Raw genomic sequence first — 17516 nt, forward strand, 5'->3', positions numbered from 1 at the left:
TATATATGCTGATGCGGCACCGCCTTTCGGACTCCTCCTATTGACAGATGACATAAACATTGGCGCCGCACAGAGAGTTACATAACGAGCGGAATGAAAGCGTACAACACAGAACAAACAGCTTTACCCTACGAATATTCAGGCTTTTTCCCACAACAAGTTCCAACTTGCCTGGGTTGAACATTTAGATATGTATGCTTAGTCGTCCAGCCCTGGAAAACCAGCGGCAATAGGATCTGGGCTGAACGTCGGCACCTCGCCCTGGGCGGTGTTGAACAAACGCAGCGCCACCAAATGCGGGTTCTCGCCGATGTCGAACCAGTGCGGTATACCCGCCGGGATAACCAGCAGGTCATTTTTCTCGGCACGCACGCCGTATACGTAATCCCCCACATGCAACATGAACAGGCCCTGGCCGGCGATGAAGAAGCACGCGCTATCTTCACTGTAGGTGCGCTCTACCAGGAACTGATCACGTAACTCGGGCTTGTGGGGATGATCACCCGTCACGCTGACCACCTGCGTCGTGGCATAGCCAAGGGCATCGATCTGTGGACGGTACGCTGTGATCATTTGCGCCTCACTGGCGCCTTTCTCGATAACGCCGGGCTGCCAGCGTTCAAAGCCTACGCCGTGCTCGGCCAGGGTCGACTGGATGTCGTCGAAATGGGTCAACACCTTGTTGGGGGTGTTTGCAGTGGCGATGTGGTAGACGGCTACATAACTCATTGCACGGTTCCTTGGTTCGGCTCTTGCAATCGAAGGCCAATAATAATGGCGGCGGCCAGGGCCGCGAGGCTGGCGATACTGAATGTCAGGGTCGGACCCAAGAGGTTCCAGCTATACCCGGAATACAGAGCACCGAGGGCACCGCCGGTACCGGCCAAAGCAGCATACAGGGCTTGACCCTGGCCCTGCTGACGATCACCGAAGCTGCGCTGCACGAAGGCAATCGCCGCCGCGTGAAAACTGCCGAATGTGGCCGCGTGCATGAGTTGCGCCAACAGCAACACCCAGAAAAATTCGGCGAAGGAGCCCAGCAGCAACCAGCGCAACGCTGCCAGCACAAAGCTGGCCAGCAGCACCCGGCGCACCGAAAAGCGCGCAAGGATGCGGCTCATGGCCAGGAACATCAGCACCTCCGCCACCACCCCCAGGGCCCACAACATACCGATCACGCCACGGCTGTAGCCCAAGTGTTCCAGGTGCAGGGTGAGGAAGGTGTAATACGGGCCATGGCTCATTTGCATCAGTGCTACGCAGGCATAGAACGCCAGCACCCCGGGGCTGCGCAGTTGTTTGAGGAAGCCGTCACCGGCCAGGCGGTTGCCATGACTGGCCGGCTGGGCATTGGGCACCCACAGGCTGGCGCCGATGATGCCGGCCATGATCACCACCACCACGACCGGGTAGATATCCAGGCTCAGCCAGTCGAACAGGCGCCCCATGATCACGACGGTGAGGATAAAGCCGATGGAGCCCCACAGACGGATCTGGCTGTAGCGCGAGGTTTGCTTGTGCAGGTGGGCCAGGGTGATGACTTCAAACTGCGGCAGCACTGCGTGCCAGAAGAACGCGTGCAGGGCCATGACCATCGCCAGCCAGGCGTAGGTCTTGCTGAAGAAGATCAGACAAAAACTGGCCAGGGTACAGACCGCGCCAAATCGCACGATGGCCAGGCGCCGGCCGGTGATGTCGCCGATCCAGCCCCACAGGTTCGGCGCCACGCAGCGCATCAGCATGGGGATGGCCACCAGCTCGCCGATGCGCGCACTGGAAAAACCCAGGTGATCGAAGTACAGCGCCAGGAACGGCGCTGTCGCCCCGAGCAGGGCGAAGTAGAACAGGTAGAAGCTGGAGAGGCGCCAGTATGGGAGCACGGGGGTCATTTTATTGGGGCTGCTTCACCGCCCAGCGCGAGCAAGCTTGCTCGCCACAACAAGCTCGCTCGCGTGCCGGCGGCGATCACAGCTGACCCAGTACCGGTGTGGTCACACGCACATCGGCATTTTGCCCACGGTTGCGCAGCAGGTGGTCCATCAACACGATGGCCATCATGGCCTCGGCAATCGGCGTGGCGCGGATGCCGACGCACGGGTCGTGACGGCCCTTGGTGATCACGTCCACCGGGTTGCCGTGTACATCGATCGAACGGCCCGGGGTAGTAATGCTCGAAGTCGCCTTGAGCGCCAGGTGCGCAACAATCGGTTGGCCGGAGGAAATACCGCCAAGGATGCCACCGGCGTTATTGCTGAGGAAACCTTCAGGCGTCAGCTCATCGCGATGTTCGGTACCGCGCTGGGCAACGCAGGAGAAACCCGCACCGATCTCCACGCCCTTCACTGCGTTGATGCTCATCAGCGCGTGGGCCAGTTCGGCGTCAAGGCGGTCGAAGATCGGCTCGCCCAGGCCCGGCTTCACGCCTTCGGCCACCACGGTGATCTTGGCGCCGACGGAGTCCTGGTCGCGGCGCAGCTGGTCCATATAGGCTTCCAGCTCGGGCACCTTGTCCGGGTCGGGACAGAAGAAGGCGTTGTCTTGCACGCTGTCCCAGGTTTTGAACGGGATCTCAATCGGGCCCAACTGGCTCATGTAGCCACGGATGACAATGCCCTGGGTGGCCAGGTATTTCTTGGCGATGGCACCGGCGGCCACGCGCATGGCGGTTTCGCGCGCCGAGCTGCGGCCACCGCCGCGGTAGTCGCGCTCGCCGTATTTGTGGTGGTACGTGTAGTCGGCATGGGCCGGACGGAACAGGTCCTTGATGGCCGAGTAGTCCTTGGACTTCTGGTCGGTGTTGCGAATCAACAGGCCAATGGCGCAGCCGGTGGTGCGGCCCTCGAACACCCCGGAAAGGATTTCGACTTCGTCCGGCTCCTGGCGCTGGGTGGTGTGGCGGCTGGTGCCGGGCTTGCGGCGGTCGAGGTCGCGCTGCAGGTCGTCCAGGCTCAGCTCGAGGCCTGGTGGGCAGCCGTCGACAATGGCGACCAACGCCGGGCCGTGGCTTTCGCCGGCGGTGGTGACAGTGAACAGCTTGCCGAAGGTATTGCCGGACATGCAGGGCGCTCCGTGAAATCAGTTGAATCAAGTCAACCGTAATAACTTAAGGCGGCCAGTATACGCAGGCTAACCGACTAGTTCATCCTCGAAACCTTACCGGTAGACATTGGTCCAACCGGCACCTCACTGATGATGGCGCGATGATGCTGCGAGTTCTGCTGTTCACCCTCACCCTGTTTACCGCCGCGGTCCAGGCCGCCTCCCCTGTGGTACTGCAACGCCCTATCAGCCTGGACACCGGCAGCGGCCAACTGTTTGGCTCATTATTGTTGCCTCAATCCGACAAACCCGTGCCGGTGGTGCTGATCATCGCCGGCTCCGGCCCTACCGACCGCAATGGCAACAGCGCCGACGGCGCCCGCAATGACAGCCTCAAGCGCCTGGCCTGGGTGCTCGCCCGGCATAACATCGCCAGCGTGCGCTACGACAAGCGCGGCGTGGCCGCCAGCCTGGCCGCCACGCCGGATGAGCGCAACCTCACCCTCGACGCCTATGTGGCCGACGCCGTGGCCTGGGGCAAGTTGCTCAAGGCCGACAAGCGCATGGGCCCACTGATTGTGCTGGGCCACAGTGAAGGCGCGCTGGTCGCCGCCCTCGCCGCGCCGCAGCTTGAACCGGCCGGGGTCATTTCCTTGTCTGGCAGCGCGCGTCCGGTCGACCAGGTGATTCGTCAGCAACTGGCCGATCACTTGCCCCCTGCCCTGTTGCTGCGCAGCAATGAAATCCTCGACCACCTCAAGGCCGGCCAGGTGGATACCGACGTACCGCGCCCACTGGAGGGCATCTTCCGGCCGAGCGTGCAGCCCTACCTGATCAGCCTGTTCCGCGCCGATCCATCGGCCGCCTTCGCCAGGCTGAACATGCCGGCATTGATCATCCAGGGCACCAACGATATTCAGGTCGGTGTCGCGGATGCCCAGCAGCTCAAACAAGCCAAGCCCGACGCGCAGTTGAGGGTCATCGAAGGCATGAACCACGTCATGCGCATCGTGCCCAACAACGTGAAGCAGCAACTGGCCTCCTACAATGACCCGAAACTGCCGCTGGCCGCCGAACTGGGCCAGCGTATCGTCGCGTTTATCGACGGACTTCAACCCCGTTAAGCGACAATTTGCCTCCAGTCCTGGGGAAAGCGGCCGATAAGTCCAGAGTCGACAGTAAAAAGACTGTCGGCTTGCTGGGCTTGGACAGGATCGCGCCGCATGACAACCACCGAAGCAACACCCGAATCTACCCCCGACACCTCGACTGCAACCGCGGCCGTCGAGGCGGCGGCCCTGCCGTGGGCGGACGTCCACGCCGAACATTTCAAGATGCTGCGCCTGGCTCCGCTGACAACCGACCGTGCCACGGGTGCACGACCGTTGCGCTTCGTGCAGTTCGGCTACGCCGAGCGCCATGACAGGCACCACAGCCTGTTGCGCATGGTTGTTCAACTGCCCGGCCAGCGGGTACGCAGCGAGCAGAACCACCTGGATATCTGGGTGGACCACGATAAACACCGCGTGCATTTCGGCCCTGGTAACAGCCTGGAAATCGAACCGGCCAACCGCGGTATCGGCCGCTTCCTGGTGGCTCAGGCCGCCGCCTGGGCGAAAAAGAAGTGGTCCCACTACCGCGTCGACGGTGTGGACCTGGCCAACAAGGACGCCCTCAACGAAGCCACGCGCCTGCGCCGCGATCACTTCCTGCGTATCCAGGGATTTGATGTGGCCTATGCCGATGTGCAGCACCTCAAAGGCAATGTGCAGCCGGGCAAGGTCGGCGACGTGCTGGACAGCTGGAACACCGAGAAGGTGCAGTTCGTGGAGATTCTCGAAGCTGCGCAGATGCTGCAACAGGCCGATCAGAACCTGGCGGAACAGGAAGTGAAGCTGCGCAAGGAAGAGGAAAAAGTCATCAAGTTCAAGCGTGAGGACAGCGGGCTGCGCTTTACCATCACCTGCCTGGTGGCGTTTACGGTGTTTCAGGCGGGCTTGTTGATCTGGATTGCCACGCACCGCTGATAGGCTGCAATGCGGTCAGTGTGAGGCTTGCCCTGATGCCAGTAGGAGCGAGCTTGCTCGCGAAAAACCCATAGGCGCCGCGTTTATTCAGGAAACACGCGTTATCGTTGGCGCTTTTCGCGAGCAAGCTCGCTCCTACAGCGTGTCTACAATCAGATCCGGGCAGCGAAAACGGCCTGGTGTTGGCGGCACTGCTCAGCCGTCAACATAAACACCCCATGCCCACCCCGCTGGAAGTCCAGCCAGGCAAAGTCCACTTCCGGGTACAGCGCGTCAACATGCACCTGGCTGTTGCCCACTTCGACAATCAGCAAACCCTTCTCGGTCAGGTGGTCCGCCGCTTCGGCCAGCATCCGGCGTACCAGGTTCAAACCGTCGTCACCGCAGGCCAGGCCCAGCTCCGGCTCGTGCTGGTATTCGTCCGGCATGTCGGCAAAGTCTTCGGCATCCACATACGGCGGGTTTGACACGATCAGGTCGAAACGCTGGCCCGGCAAACCGTCAAAACCATCGCCCTGCACGGTATAGACCCGCTCATCGACGCCATGGCGCTCGATATTCTGGTTCGCCACTTCAAGGGCTTCGAAGGACAGGTCACCCAGCACCACTTCGGCCTCCTGGAACTCGTAGGCACAGGCAATGCCGATGCAACCGGAGCCAGTGCACAGGTCAAGAATGCGCACCGGTGGCTGCGCCAACCAGGGTTCGAAGCGGTTTTCGATCAGTTCGCCAATCGGTGAACGCGGGATCAGCACGCGCTCATCGACAATAAACGACATGCCGCAGAACCAGGCCTCTTTCAACAGGTAAGCGGTGGGCACACGCTCGTGAATACGACGATGCAGTAAACGCTGCACATGGGAGATTTCCTCTTCTTCGAGGTTGCAATCGAGGTAGCTGTCGGCAATTTCCCACGGCAGGTGCAAGGCGCCGAGCACCAATTGGCGGGCTTCGTCCCAGGCATTGTCGGTGCCATGGCCAAAAAACAGGTCTTCCCCATGGAAACGGCTGACAGCCCAACGGATATGGTCGCGCAAGGTGCGCAGGCGGGAAGTGATCACGGGGCAAGCTCCTGGAAAAAACGACTGGCGATTCTAACAGCCTTCACCTGTACCGACGATGTACGAAAAGCCTGGCACCGTACGTCGATTTTCATCCAATTGACCCGCATTGTGTTAAACAGGCTCACCTCTTGACATGGCTGCACGCCAGCAACGGCGTACCTTACGATAGTAGCGATTCACAGAAGCGCTCAGCCAGTGGACAATGTCGCAAAAGCCCCACTCACAGGAGCCCCAGAATGTCCGTTCCAAAGACGATGTTTCAACTCAGCGGTCGCGGTTACGCAGCAGCCAACCTCAGTCATGCGACCCTCGTGATCATCGACGCCCAGAAGGAATACCTCAGCGGCCCGCTCGCCCTCTCGGGCATGGACGCAGCTGTCGCTAATATCAAACAACTGGTCAGCGCCGCGCGCAACGCCGGGCGCCCGATTGTGCATGTGCGCCACCTGGGCACCGTAGGCGGTCTGTTTGACCCACAGGGCGAGCGCGGCGAATTCATCCCGGGCCTTGAGCCTGAAGGTGACGAAACCATCATCGGCAAACTGCTGCCGAGCGCCTTCCACGGCACCGGCCTGGAAAAACACCTGCAAGACCTTGGCTCCCTGGACCTGATCGTCTGCGGCTTCATGAGCCACTCCAGCGTCAGCACCACCGTGCGCGCGGCCAAGAACCTGGGCTTTCGCTGCACCCTGGTGGAAGACGCCTGCGCCACCCGCGACCTGCCCTACAAGGGCGGCATCCTGAGCGCCGATCACGTGCAGCAGACCGAAATGGCGATCATGGCCGACAACTTCGCCACCCTCGCACTGACTAAAGATCTGATCTGATCATTCCTGCGTTGAGCGGCGCGTTTATTGCTCCGCTCATCCGCAAAGCCCTTTCATTTGGCGCATTTACCCCTCCCTCCGGAACAACCTGTGTATTGTCCGGTCGAAGGGCCGATACCCTGGAGGAAAGGTCGGAATGAAGATATCCGATGGTTTTGATGCTCGTCGCTTGCGCCCCAAGGGCCCGAGCAACTGGCGTCTGCGCCTGGTGGCGGGCATTGCCGCGTTGCTGGCGATCATAGGTTTGTTGTTGGCGGGCGCTGGTGGCGCCGGCCTGTTTGGGCACTCGCCGGCACTGGGCGAATTGAATGCCAGCCCAGGCGGCTCGGCGATTCTGCTGGTGATCGGCCTGCTGGTGCTGTGGTTGGGCGTATGGTTATGGCGCCGCAGCCGTCGGCGGATGCGCCAGCCCTTGTCGTTGAATATCGCCTCGCATCTGATGAAAAAGCACGACTGATGGCGCTTGGATAGCGTTTGCTACGCCCTGGCCGCCGCGATTTAGGTAAACTGCCCGCCCTTCGCGGAGGCTGACATGCAAGACGACGATTTTTCCCTGTTCAAAAACGAGCTGCGCGGCGTCAAGCCGATCAAGCACGACCGCGCCGACACCGGCAAACCCAAGGCCGACCGGGCGCAGATCGCCAAGCTGCGCCAGGCCGCGACCGTGCGCACCGATGCCACCACCGTGGATGGCCTGTCGGATCAGTTCGTGATTGACGTCGGCCCCGAAGACGAGTTGATGTGGGCCCGCGACGGCGTGCAGGAAAGCCAGATGCGCAAGCTCAAGGCCGGCCAGGTCCCGTTCGAAGGCAGCCTCGACCTGCACGGCATGAACGTGGAAAAGGCCCGGGAAACCCTGTGGGCTTTCCTCGCCGAAGCAACCAAATTCGAAATCCGCTGTGTGCGTGTGACCCACGGCAAGGCCGTGCGGTTGGATGGCAAGCGGCCAATGATCAAGAGCCACGTCAACACCTGGCTGCGTCAACATGCCCAAGTGCTTGGTTTTACCTCCTGCCAGGCCCGCCACGGCGGCGCCGGTGCGGTGTATGTGATGCTCAAGCGCACCATGCTCGAAGGCCGCGACGAGTAAAGTGCCATCGTCAGGCTTGCAGCGATGTGCCCGCCACCGTAACCTTGCGCTTTGCGAAAATCCCACAGGTAGTTTCATGTCCCTGGAACAGAATTACACAGAGATTCTCGGCCAACTCGGCGAGGACGTCTCCCGCGAGGGTCTGCTCGACACGCCAAAGCGTGCCGCCAAGGCGATGCAGTACCTTTGCCGCGGTTATGAACAGACGCTCGAGGAAGTCACCAACGGTGCCTTGTTCAGCTCCGATAACAGCGAAATGGTGCTGGTCAAGGACATCGAGCTGTACTCGTTGTGCGAACACCATCTGCTGCCGTTTATCGGCAAGGCCCACGTGGCCTATATCCCGAGCGGCAAAGTGCTGGGCCTGTCGAAGGTCGCACGCATCGTCGACATGTATGCGCGCCGCTTGCAGATCCAGGAAAACCTCAGCCGCCAGATCGCCGATGCGGTGCTGGAAGTGACCGGCGCCCTGGGCGTGGCCGTGGTGATCGAAGCCAAGCACATGTGCATGATGATGCGCGGTGTGGAGAAACAGAACTCGTCGATGATCACCTCGGTGATGCTCGGTGAGTTCCGCGACAACGCGGCCACTCGCAGCGAATTCCTCAGCCTGATCAAGTAACCGGCGGGGCAGAAAAGAACCGGCGTTCATCGCCGGTTTTTTTTCGCCTGCAGAAATCAGGTAAGCTGCGCCCCCTCAGTTATGGGCAAGAGGTAACAGCCATGTTCGTCAAAGCACTTCGAGTGGGCCTCGGCCAGATCATCATCGCCGGCGATTTCCTGACCCGTCCACGCAAAAAGCAACGCCCTGCCGAACAACAGGCGCAAGTGAACGAAGCGGCCAAAGCGCTGACGCTGTATCAGTTCCACGCCTGCCCGTTTTGCGTGAAGACGCGGCGCACCCTGCATCGCCTGAACGTGCCGGTAGCCCTTAAAGACGCGAAAAACAACGAGCAGGACCGCCAGACCCTGCTGGAGCAAGGCGGCAAGATCAAGGTGCCGTGCCTGCGCATCGAAGAGAACGGCCAGACCACCTGGATGTATGACTCCAAGGTGATCATCGACTACCTGGACAAGCGCTTCGCAGCGATCTGAAGCCCGCTGCGGTCAATGTGGGAGCAGGCTTGCCTGCGATGCAGACACCTCGGTTTAGCCGGGGCACCAGAGTGACGCTATCGCAGGCAAGCCAGCTCCCACATTGGACCGAGGGAGTCAGTCGAGCATCGCCACGTACTTGGGATGACTGGCCACGCGCTGCAACCACGCCTGCACCGCCGGATACGGCGCCAGGTCAAAGCCGCCTTCATGGGCCACATGGGTGTAGGCATACAACGCAATATCGGCAATGGAAAATTGCTCGCCCACTAAATAAGGCGTGGCTTGAAGCTGACGCTCCATCACCCTCAAGGCCTTGTAACCGCCTTTGTGGGTGGTCTTGTATTCTTCCAGCCGATCCTCGGGCATGTTCAGGTAAAACTGAATGAACCGCGCCACCGCAATGTAGGGCTCGTGGCTGTATTGCTCGAAGAATTGCCACTGCAGGACTTGCGTGCGCAGGCGCGGTTCGGTCGGCAGAAATTCGCTGCCATCGGCGAGGAAATTAAGAATCGCATTGGATTCCCACAGGCAGGTGCCGTCTTCGAGCTCCAATACCGGGACCTTGCCATTGGGGTTCTTGGCCAGGAACGCCGGGGTCTGGGTATCACCCTTGAGGATATCGATATCGATCCATTCATACGGGATGCCCAACAGATTGAGCATCAATTTGACCTTGTAGCAATTGCCCGACTTGTAATCGCCATAAACCTTGTACATGGGGCTCCCCTTTTTCGCCGCGCTGACCGAATGCTTGCGCCCACAAGGTGCGGGTATCGAAGGCTTGTTTCAAGGCGTCGTGCAGAATAAATCCCTTGGCCTGGGCCTTTCATCCCTTTTCGCCGAGATATTCGAAAACATTATTTGCTTTATTTGTATACAAAAGCATAATTCGCTTCGTGCGAGTTCCTGACCTTTTGGTCAACAAAGCCCGCCGGTACCTCAAAGCGCTGTCGCCCACTCATGTGACCGGCGCTGGACATAACAATAAAACGATTGAGGAGTACTCGCTGTGGATAGCCGTAAAACCGAAGCCCCTACGTTGGACCTCGCCACGCCGCAAGGCGGCTGGCTGGAACGCCTGTTCAAACTGCGCTTGCATGGCACCACAGTGAAGACCGAGTTGATCGCCGGCCTCACCACGTTCATCACCATGGCCTACATCATCTTCGTCAACCCCAACATCATGGCCGATGCCGGTATCGATCACGGCGCGGCGTTTGTCGCCACGTGCATCGCCGCCGCCCTGGGCTGCCTGTTGATGGGCCTGTACGCCAACTGGCCGGTCGGCCTGGCGCCGGGCATGGGCTTGAACGCGTTTTTCACCTACACCGTGGTCGGCACCATGGGCTACAACTGGGAAACCGCCCTCGGCGCGGTATTTGTCTCGGGTGTGCTGTTCATGATCCTGACGCTGTCACGCATACGCGAATGGTTGCTCAACAGTATCCCGGTCAGCCTGCGCCATGCCATGGGCGCGGGCGTGGGCCTGTTCCTGGGGGTGATCGGCCTGAAAACCGCCGGCATTATCGTCGACAGCCCGGCCACCCTGATCAAGCTCGGCTCCCTGCATGAACCCGCCCCACTGCTGGCGGCGGTGTGCTTCCTGCTGATCGCCATCCTCAGTTACCACCGCGTATTCGGCGCGATCCTGATCAGTATCATCGCCGTGACCCTGGCGGGCTGGGGCCTGGGCCTGGTGCATTACAACGGCATTCTCTCCACCCCACCGAGCCTGGCACCGACCTGGATGGCCATGGACGTGATGGGTGTGTTCAATGTGAGCATGATCAGCGTGGTATTTGCCTTTCTTTTTGTACACATGTTCGACACTGCCGGTACACTGATGGGCGTTGCCCAACGCGCCGGGCTAGTCAAGGCAGACGGCAAGATCGACAACCTGTCTCGTGCATTAAAAGCCGACAGTGCTTCCAGCGTATTCGGCGCCATGGTTGGCGTGCCGCCTGTGACCAGCTATGTGGAAAGCGCTGCCGGTGTCGCTGCCGGCGGCCGCACCGGCTTGACTGCCGTGACTGTAGGCGTGCTGTTTGTGGCGGCAATGTTTTTCGCGCCGCTGGCGGGCATGATTCCCGCCTATGCCACGGCGGGCGCGTTGATTTACGTGGCAATGCTGATGATGGCGAGCATGGCCCATATCAATTGGGATGAAGCCACCGACAGCATTCCGGCCATCGTGACCGCGATCATGATGCCGTTGACATTTTCGGTCGCCGACGGAATCGCCCTGGGCTTTATCACCTATGTGGCGTTGAAGGCCGGCACCGGCAAGTACCGTGAAATTTCCATCAGCCTGTGGGTGCTGTGCGCGATCTTTATCGCCAAGTTCATCTTTCTGTAGTTCAGGAAGGGCTGAAAAACCGCCTCACCTTAGGGTGGGGCTTTTGCACGTAAGGGAGAACTGTAGATGAACCTGGATACCTGGCTGTTGTTCAGCGGCGCTGCGCTGGTGGTGATCCTGATCCCCGGCCCGCTGTCATTGTTGATGATCAGCAACAGCCTCAACTTCGGCCTGCGCCGCTCTTACCCGGCGTTTCTGGGCGGCGTATTTGCTTCGATCTGTCTGCTGAGCGCCTCGGCACTTGGCCTCGGCGCGCTGTTGCTGGCATCCGAGCAATTGTTCAGCGCACTGAAGATCGTCGGCGCGCTGTACCTGTTCTACCTCGCCTGGCAAAGCTGGCAGCAATCTCGCCTGCCGAGCGCAGGCGCCGAAGTGCCGCAGTCCCCGGCGGTGCCGCGCTTTGGTGCGTTGTTTGGCCGGGCCTTCGTACTGGGGGCCAGCAACCCCAAGGACATCCTGTTTTTTGCGGCCTTCCTGCCGCAGTTTCTCAGCGCCGAGCAGGCGTTTTTACCGCAATTGTTGACCATGATCGCCACCTGGACGGTGCTCGACCTGTTATGCAAGTTGGCTTACGGCTTGGGCGCCCATGGCGCCGCGCGGTATTTGCGCAGCGGTTCGGGCCAGAGCTGGTTCAACCGCACCAGCGCTGCGCTGTTTGGCGGCGCCGGTGCAATGGCTCTCATCAACGCTAAGGGTTCAATTTGACGAAATAAACAGTGGGGGCCAGCTGGCCCTTTGTGGGCCACTGGATACCGGCCACAATCCGCACCAAGCGTTGTTCTTGCATCGCGTTGTCAACCGCCCTTAATAAAGCAGAGTCAGGGTGGGAGTTGATGGCTACCCGAACCCACTTGTCCGAAAGCTTCGTTCTCACGCTAATTCGCCCTATCTCAAACCATTGGTAGGCCACGTAGTAAATTGTGCTCGAACGGGGATGAGTCACGACTGATTCAATACTGTTTTCTCCAGGAGGTAACCCTGGGCGTCGCACAGACAAGTCCACAATGCGGTAACCCTGCTGCTCCAACACGGTTCTGACGGCGGCGCGCTCTGCTTCAAGCCTCTGCGTCCTGACCGGTCTGACAGCATATTGCAGGCTCGGGTCTAACGGATGAGGCGGTATGAAGTCTACACGCGTGAAGCCGGGCGCCTTGCCTTCAAAACCGATGTATAGATATTCGCTGCGCCGTTCATTAGGTCGCAACATCCGGAGTAAATCATCCGTTTGACCGCTCCTCGCAGGAGGCGCAGGTAGCCATTCGTCCAGCGTCGCGCGGATGTCAAGCAAATGGCTTGCCGTGGCAGCCCGGGAAGGACCTGACAATTCAACCAACCTTATGACGGCAAACGTTCGAGCGTCATTCGTCAGGGTGGGAAAGGCCATGGTCACATACTGCCTCAACGGCCTGTCGAACAGTGCCGGATGATTTTGCCACCCCCCTGAAGGCAGGCGTGATACGGGAATAGGCTGGTCGCGAATATCAGTGCTTGTCCAGCGCATGATATCGGCTAACGCGGATCGTCCCGGTGGCTCATTTCGGGTGATAAACACCAGGCCGTTCAACGGTGCACGATCACCCTGCGGGAGCATCCGGTAGAAACCGCTGTTCGGATCCTGGATGGCGGTATAAGGAGGAGCCACGCGTAAAAACCTGGCATTGAGCTCAGAACCTCTGGGCCCCACGCCTACCTCAAACACGCCAGCCGCCGGAAAGTCCACAATTTGACTGGGTTGGACTTGAACACGCCAACTCAGCCATTGAGTATCCGTTGTACGTGACTGCACAATCCGGTTCTCGGTAGCCGTGCGCGTACGAGGGGGTTGCCAATCCGGCAATGGGGAAACGGGCCATGGGTTATGCACCCCGGAGCTGGGCCCAGGTTGTGGCGCATTCATGCCCAACAACCACTCTTTAGGCTCTTGAATGTTGAGGACCAACTCATCCAGCCCCGGTTCCCGGCGATTTCGCAGGCGAAATACCTCTTCGTTTTCACGCTGGTAAACCGGGTAATGGTGCGTATCGTCCGCAACGAACTGCTCGCCGTTCTTGACATGCACGCCTTGCCTGCCCGGCCCTTTCAACGCTACGGCGCCCTCAGGCTTACCCTTGATTCTGAAACGGTCCAAGAGCTTCGATTGCGTCACCAGCGACGAAGACGCGCTGGGCAAATGACTACGTATTGCCATCGGCAAGCGACGGATACGACTCAGAACCTTCATCGGCGAACGCATACCTATGATCTTACCGCCCCTCACTTTGGGAACAGGCGCAAAGTCTGTCGCCAGTTCGACCGCCAGAAACAGGGTCATGAACGCCACATCCACGGCATCGTTAGGGTCACCAAAGCGATGATAGCGTCGGGCAGCCAACAGCAAATCATGGAAGTCGTTAGCCTTACCGAATAACGGAATCAAAATACCCAGCAACCCGCGCCTGGTGACCTCGCTCTGCTCTTCAAGACGTTGAACCCGATAAGTCGCCAACATCCAGCTGGAGTTACTGACGGCTTGAACCCGCCCTTGCAGCTCCAGCGAGCTGGCCGCATACAGCAGTGCCATGGCGTCACAGTAGGTGGTGGGCACCACCGCCAACCAGTTCGACGGTGCACTGGCAATCTGCTCGTGGATCAGCTCTTCGATTTCACTGACCGCTGGCGTAGGCTCAAGGTGCGTGATTTTGAATGAGCGGAAAAACTCATAGCTCTTCCACACACCTGCGACGAATGAAAAACCGGCGAGGATATAGTCCACGTAATAAATCGAGCTGTTCTTGTTTGTTGCATCGACGTTATGGGCGATGGCCTCGAATGCCCAACCCGGTGCAACCTGTCGCGCCAGAACCTTAACGTAATCGGGCGCTGCCGCCATACGATTGAGCGCCGCCAGGGCTACTCCCACACTGGTGTATTCGCTGATGACCAACGCGTGGGGCGCGGCCGGCCAGTAAACCACGCAACGTCCGCTGGCCTGGTCCGCCATCACCACAATGCCTGCGATGTAACGATCGTGCAGCATCGTGTGCCCTACCAGATGTACCACGAACAGCGTCAGCCGATGCCCGTTCTTTAACAGGTCTTCAGCCGTGCGGGCTGCCATTGCAACCTTGAACAGGCTCTGCGCCTGGGCGCTCAAACCCTGGGCGATCGCCGAAAAAAGCTGCATCTGCGCGCAATCCCGCAACGTGCGATTTATCAGCACAGGGATACGTTCTTCCCTCTGACCGCTCGCCCCCGCAGGGTAAAATGCACGGTGGGCCCGTATCGCGTAATGACCGCCGATATCCAGCGAAGACACGGTGTTGATCAGATAATCGGCGTTCAGTCGCTGGCGCCACTGCGGTTGCAGATAGCGGCCGCGTGTCAATCGCGGGCGTGTCCAGGGCGCTTGCGAGTCAAGGTTATGCAACGCCAGTTGCAGCATACTGAACGTGTGGCGTTTGAGGCTGGGGGTCACGATGACTTTGCGATCGCCCGGCGTGCAGCGACTTTCGTGGCCACAAAAACTGCTGTAGGTGTCATCCGGCAAGTCGATCAACGGCTTGTCGATGTCCAGTTCCGGGTAAAAACCGTCTTCAGTCAAACGAGCGATCAACGCACTGCGGGCGAAGGTGTCCAGGTCAGGCAGGATCTGCACGAGCCCGCTTTCAGCGGCAGCGGCACTGCCCAGGTACCTGCGCTTGAGGCGTTGGAATTGTTTGAGCTGGGTACGCGTTGCGCTGGCCAGCCACGGTGGAGATTCTTTCATCTCAAGCGCAACTTTACGCAGCACGTCCACATTGGCCAACGCCTGGCTCAAGGCATGGTTGGGAGGAAACGCGAGATGTTGGTGCAACTCGACCACCCACAACAAGCGGCTGACCATCGCATCCTTCACCTCGCCGAAAAGCCCCGCCATGCCACCGATGCGTTTGCTCAACCCTGCGTAGTACATCACCAGGTTTTTCAGCGAGAGACCCGTGGGGCTGATGTCGACAGGCTCGTAACGCACAGCCAGCGTGTTGCGCACCGCATGGGCGCGCAAGTCGTGGAGCTTATCCCGTTCGACACAACCCCATAACCTGGAATAGTCACTGCTGCCCAGTGTCGCTTTGAGCCCCTGCGTCAGCGCCTCCAGGCCGGAAAAAGCCATAAGCCCGCCATAGTCTCCAAACGCATACAGCACCACCGGAATTGCGCCTGCCGGTTTTTTCAGCGCAGTCACTCGCGTCACCACCCACACGTTATGCAGCGGATAGAAGGCATCCGGCGCGCTGCCCACCGAGACCGACAGCACCTGGGTTTGACTGCCAGGGCGTTTGCGCGCTGCAGGCTGGTCCAGCACTTCGCTAATCACGTCACGATGCGCCGTGGATATGAGCTTGAGCTGGTGTTGCAACTCAACCTCACAGCGCAATGCTTCGACCTGGGCGCGCAAAAACAGCGCAGCACGCCTGCGCCCTCCCCCAGGGCGCGCAAGCCAGAACGGCAAATCGAACAGTTGATGCTGCGCATCCTTGATCTGTGCGCTCAACACCTGCGTGTGCTCCTTGCGCTGACGCTCGAGCGCCAACACCTGTTCAAACGCCGCGCTCTGCGCACTCGGATCATCCTGGTTAAGCAACGCAACCAGGCCTTTTTCATAGCGTTTGACCTGTTGCTCTGCTGTAAGCCGGGCCAGCTCGGGCATCGCACTGGCAAACAGGATTTCTGGCTCCCGTCGTTGCCGGTCCCAGGTAAGTAATTGGTCGCACACGTTGTGCAGCCGGGCGCTGCCTGCCAGCCGTTTGCGAGCTTGCTCGATCGAACGGAGAAAGGCCGTGGCCGACAACGTTTCAGGCCGCGGCCTGCTTGCAGCGAACACATGCGCATGATTGATCGCCAGCGCGCAGGCCAACTCATTCGCCCACTGGCCATCCAGCAACGCCCGGGCGCTCAGCGCCAACGCATCCTCCGTCACCGCCGCGCCACGCACGACAACGGAGGCTGGGCTCAGGTGATCGGGTCGGCATAATTGGTGACGACGCTTTAATGGCAAGCATTGCCAGAGTTCATCGAACAGCGTTTGACTGGTCAACGCCAACAGGCCGCATTGAAGCGAGAAGAACGACGGGTACTCGTAAAAATGGCGGGCCACGCCCGGCAGATAAATCACATGCGGCGCGCCCTCGGGGTCGCCGTCTCGATAAATATGCAGTGCCCCGGGAATCGCGACTGCCGGCAAGCCTGGCCACATCAATTGGCTTACCCGCACGCTGGCCCAACTGCCCCCGGCGCGCTGGCGCGCCTCGGTGTCGGGGGCATCCACCAATTGCTGGACCAGCGTCATTCCCGCTTTGGAAATCTCATCCAGTTGCCGTGCCATGAATGCCTGCTCGGCAAAAGCTGCGGCGTATGATTCAGCCCAGCGTTCCTGACGTGTGTGCCACGATCCATGCGCCAAGGCCTGCCAATATTCCGTGACCGCTTGAGGCAACCGCTCCAGCAGGTTCATCGCGATCATGCGTCGCAACACCTGCAAAGGCGTATACGGCAGCCGACGGTTTGGATCGCCCTTGACACTCAAGGAGGTGAATTGATTGAGATTGTCCGGTACCGAAGGCAATGCCAGCGACAGCAGCGCCCGGTCGGTCAAACTGTCAACTTTGGCGGCCGCCCCCGGCAATGCCGCCTGGGTAAACAGCAGGCTGTCGGGGTCAATTTCAAATTCCTTGCGCAGCGCGGCACGAATCACGCCCAGAACCCGGGGCGCATGACCTATCAAGCGGGCGAGCGCTCTGGTCGAATCGACACACCGCCGGTCGGCCTGCGCGAGCTGGTTGATCAGGCGGCCGGGCTGGGGATGAGTGTTGATGCGCCGAGTCAGTTGATCACGCATCTGCTGCAGGCGTTCGGCAGCGATATCCGGATCATCTGAATAGATGTTGCCGATGGCTGAAGTCATGGTGCTTTCTTCTTGATGGAAGGACAAACACCAGCCTAGGCAGCGTAGCGGCTCAAAAGGCGTTAGATAGTTGAACACACCACGGGCGAAAAAAA

Annotated in this window: 15 protein-coding genes; 9 read left to right on the plus strand and 6 right to left on the minus strand. The window is 59.9% G+C overall.

The window, feature by feature from the left end; translation table 11 throughout:
* Nucleotides 1–198: 198 nt before the first annotated feature.
* From TX23_RS02305 to aroC, 3 genes are all read right to left on the minus strand, one after another.
* Nucleotides 199–729: an acireductone dioxygenase gene (locus TX23_RS02305; RefSeq protein ID WP_057700843.1), complete on the minus strand. Its 531-nt coding sequence runs from the start codon at nt 727–729 to the stop codon at nt 199–201.
* A complete protein-coding gene (locus TX23_RS02310) occupies nt 726–1889 on the minus strand; it encodes an MFS transporter (protein ID WP_057700844.1) in 1164 nt (387 codons plus the stop codon). Before TX23_RS02310 ends, TX23_RS02305 begins: the two co-directional genes overlap by 4 nt.
* Nucleotides 1890–1965: 76 nt before the next feature.
* On the minus strand, nt 1966–3057 hold the full coding sequence (gene aroC / locus TX23_RS02315; protein WP_057700845.1) for a chorismate synthase: 1092 nt from the start codon (nt 3055–3057) through the stop codon (nt 1966–1968).
* A gap of 143 nt (nt 3058–3200) precedes the next feature.
* Here aroC and TX23_RS02320 point away from each other — a divergent pair, with 143 nt between their 5' ends.
* Nucleotides 3201–4163: an alpha/beta hydrolase gene (locus TX23_RS02320; RefSeq protein ID WP_057700846.1), complete on the plus strand. Its 963-nt coding sequence runs from the start codon at nt 3201–3203 to the stop codon at nt 4161–4163.
* A 99-nt stretch (nt 4164–4262) separates the two neighbouring features.
* Nucleotides 4263–5066 (plus strand): hypothetical protein, encoded by an 804-nt coding sequence (locus TX23_RS02325; protein WP_057700847.1) that lies wholly within the window; start codon nt 4263–4265, stop codon nt 5064–5066.
* A 152-nt stretch (nt 5067–5218) separates the two neighbouring features.
* Here TX23_RS02325 and prmB read toward each other — a convergent pair whose 3' ends face one another.
* The gene (gene prmB, locus TX23_RS02330) at nt 5219–6127 is read right to left on the minus strand and encodes a 50S ribosomal protein L3 N(5)-glutamine methyltransferase (RefSeq protein ID WP_057700848.1); all 909 of its coding nucleotides are present in this window, start codon (nt 6125–6127) and stop codon (nt 5219–5221) included.
* A 239-nt stretch (nt 6128–6366) separates the two neighbouring features.
* On the opposite strand from prmB, the gene TX23_RS02335 reads away from it, so the two are divergent.
* The 5 genes from TX23_RS02335 (at nt 6367) to TX23_RS02355 (ending at nt 9142) form a co-directional block, all read left to right on the plus strand.
* Nucleotides 6367–6957 carry a cysteine hydrolase family protein gene (locus tag TX23_RS02335; RefSeq protein WP_057700849.1) on the plus strand — a complete coding sequence of 197 codons (591 nt, stop codon included), beginning with the start codon at nt 6367–6369 and terminating at the stop codon, nt 6955–6957.
* A gap of 136 nt (nt 6958–7093) precedes the next feature.
* Nucleotides 7094–7414, plus strand: coding sequence for a hypothetical protein (locus tag TX23_RS02340; RefSeq protein WP_057700850.1), 321 nt, complete (start codon nt 7094–7096; stop codon nt 7412–7414).
* 75 nt (nt 7415–7489) lie between these two features.
* Entirely contained in the window at nt 7490–8047 is a 558-nt protein-coding gene (locus TX23_RS02345; protein ID WP_057700851.1) for a Smr/MutS family protein, read from the plus strand.
* 76 nt (nt 8048–8123) lie between these two features.
* Nucleotides 8124–8669 (plus strand): GTP cyclohydrolase I FolE, encoded by a 546-nt coding sequence (folE, locus tag TX23_RS02350; RefSeq protein ID WP_057700852.1) that lies wholly within the window; start codon nt 8124–8126, stop codon nt 8667–8669.
* Between the two features lie 101 nt (nt 8670–8770).
* Nucleotides 8771–9142 carry a glutathione S-transferase N-terminal domain-containing protein gene (locus TX23_RS02355; RefSeq protein ID WP_057700853.1) on the plus strand — a complete coding sequence of 124 codons (372 nt, stop codon included), beginning with the start codon at nt 8771–8773 and terminating at the stop codon, nt 9140–9142.
* 117 nt (nt 9143–9259) lie between these two features.
* Here TX23_RS02355 and TX23_RS02360 read toward each other — a convergent pair whose 3' ends face one another.
* Nucleotides 9260–9862, minus strand: a complete 603-nt coding sequence (locus tag TX23_RS02360) for a glutathione S-transferase family protein (RefSeq protein ID WP_034126138.1) — start codon at nt 9860–9862, stop codon at nt 9260–9262.
* A gap of 292 nt (nt 9863–10154) precedes the next feature.
* Between TX23_RS02360 and TX23_RS02365 the strand changes: the two genes are divergently transcribed.
* Nucleotides 10155–11501 (plus strand): NCS2 family permease, encoded by a 1347-nt coding sequence (locus TX23_RS02365; RefSeq protein WP_057700854.1) that lies wholly within the window; start codon nt 10155–10157, stop codon nt 11499–11501.
* 66 nt (nt 11502–11567) lie between these two features.
* Nucleotides 11568–12206 carry a LysE family translocator gene (locus tag TX23_RS02370; protein ID WP_057700855.1) on the plus strand — a complete coding sequence of 213 codons (639 nt, stop codon included), beginning with the start codon at nt 11568–11570 and terminating at the stop codon, nt 12204–12206.
* On the opposite strand, the gene TX23_RS02375 is transcribed toward TX23_RS02370, so the two are convergent.
* Nucleotides 12190–17421 (minus strand): dermonecrotic toxin domain-containing protein, encoded by a 5232-nt coding sequence (locus TX23_RS02375; RefSeq protein ID WP_057700856.1) that lies wholly within the window; start codon nt 17419–17421, stop codon nt 12190–12192. The genes TX23_RS02370 and TX23_RS02375 overlap by 17 nt on opposite strands.
* Nucleotides 17422–17516 lie beyond the last annotated feature (95 nt).

This window comes from Pseudomonas paralactis (genome assembly GCF_001439735.1).
GTDB lineage: Bacteria > Pseudomonadota > Gammaproteobacteria > Pseudomonadales > Pseudomonadaceae > Aquipseudomonas > Aquipseudomonas paralactis.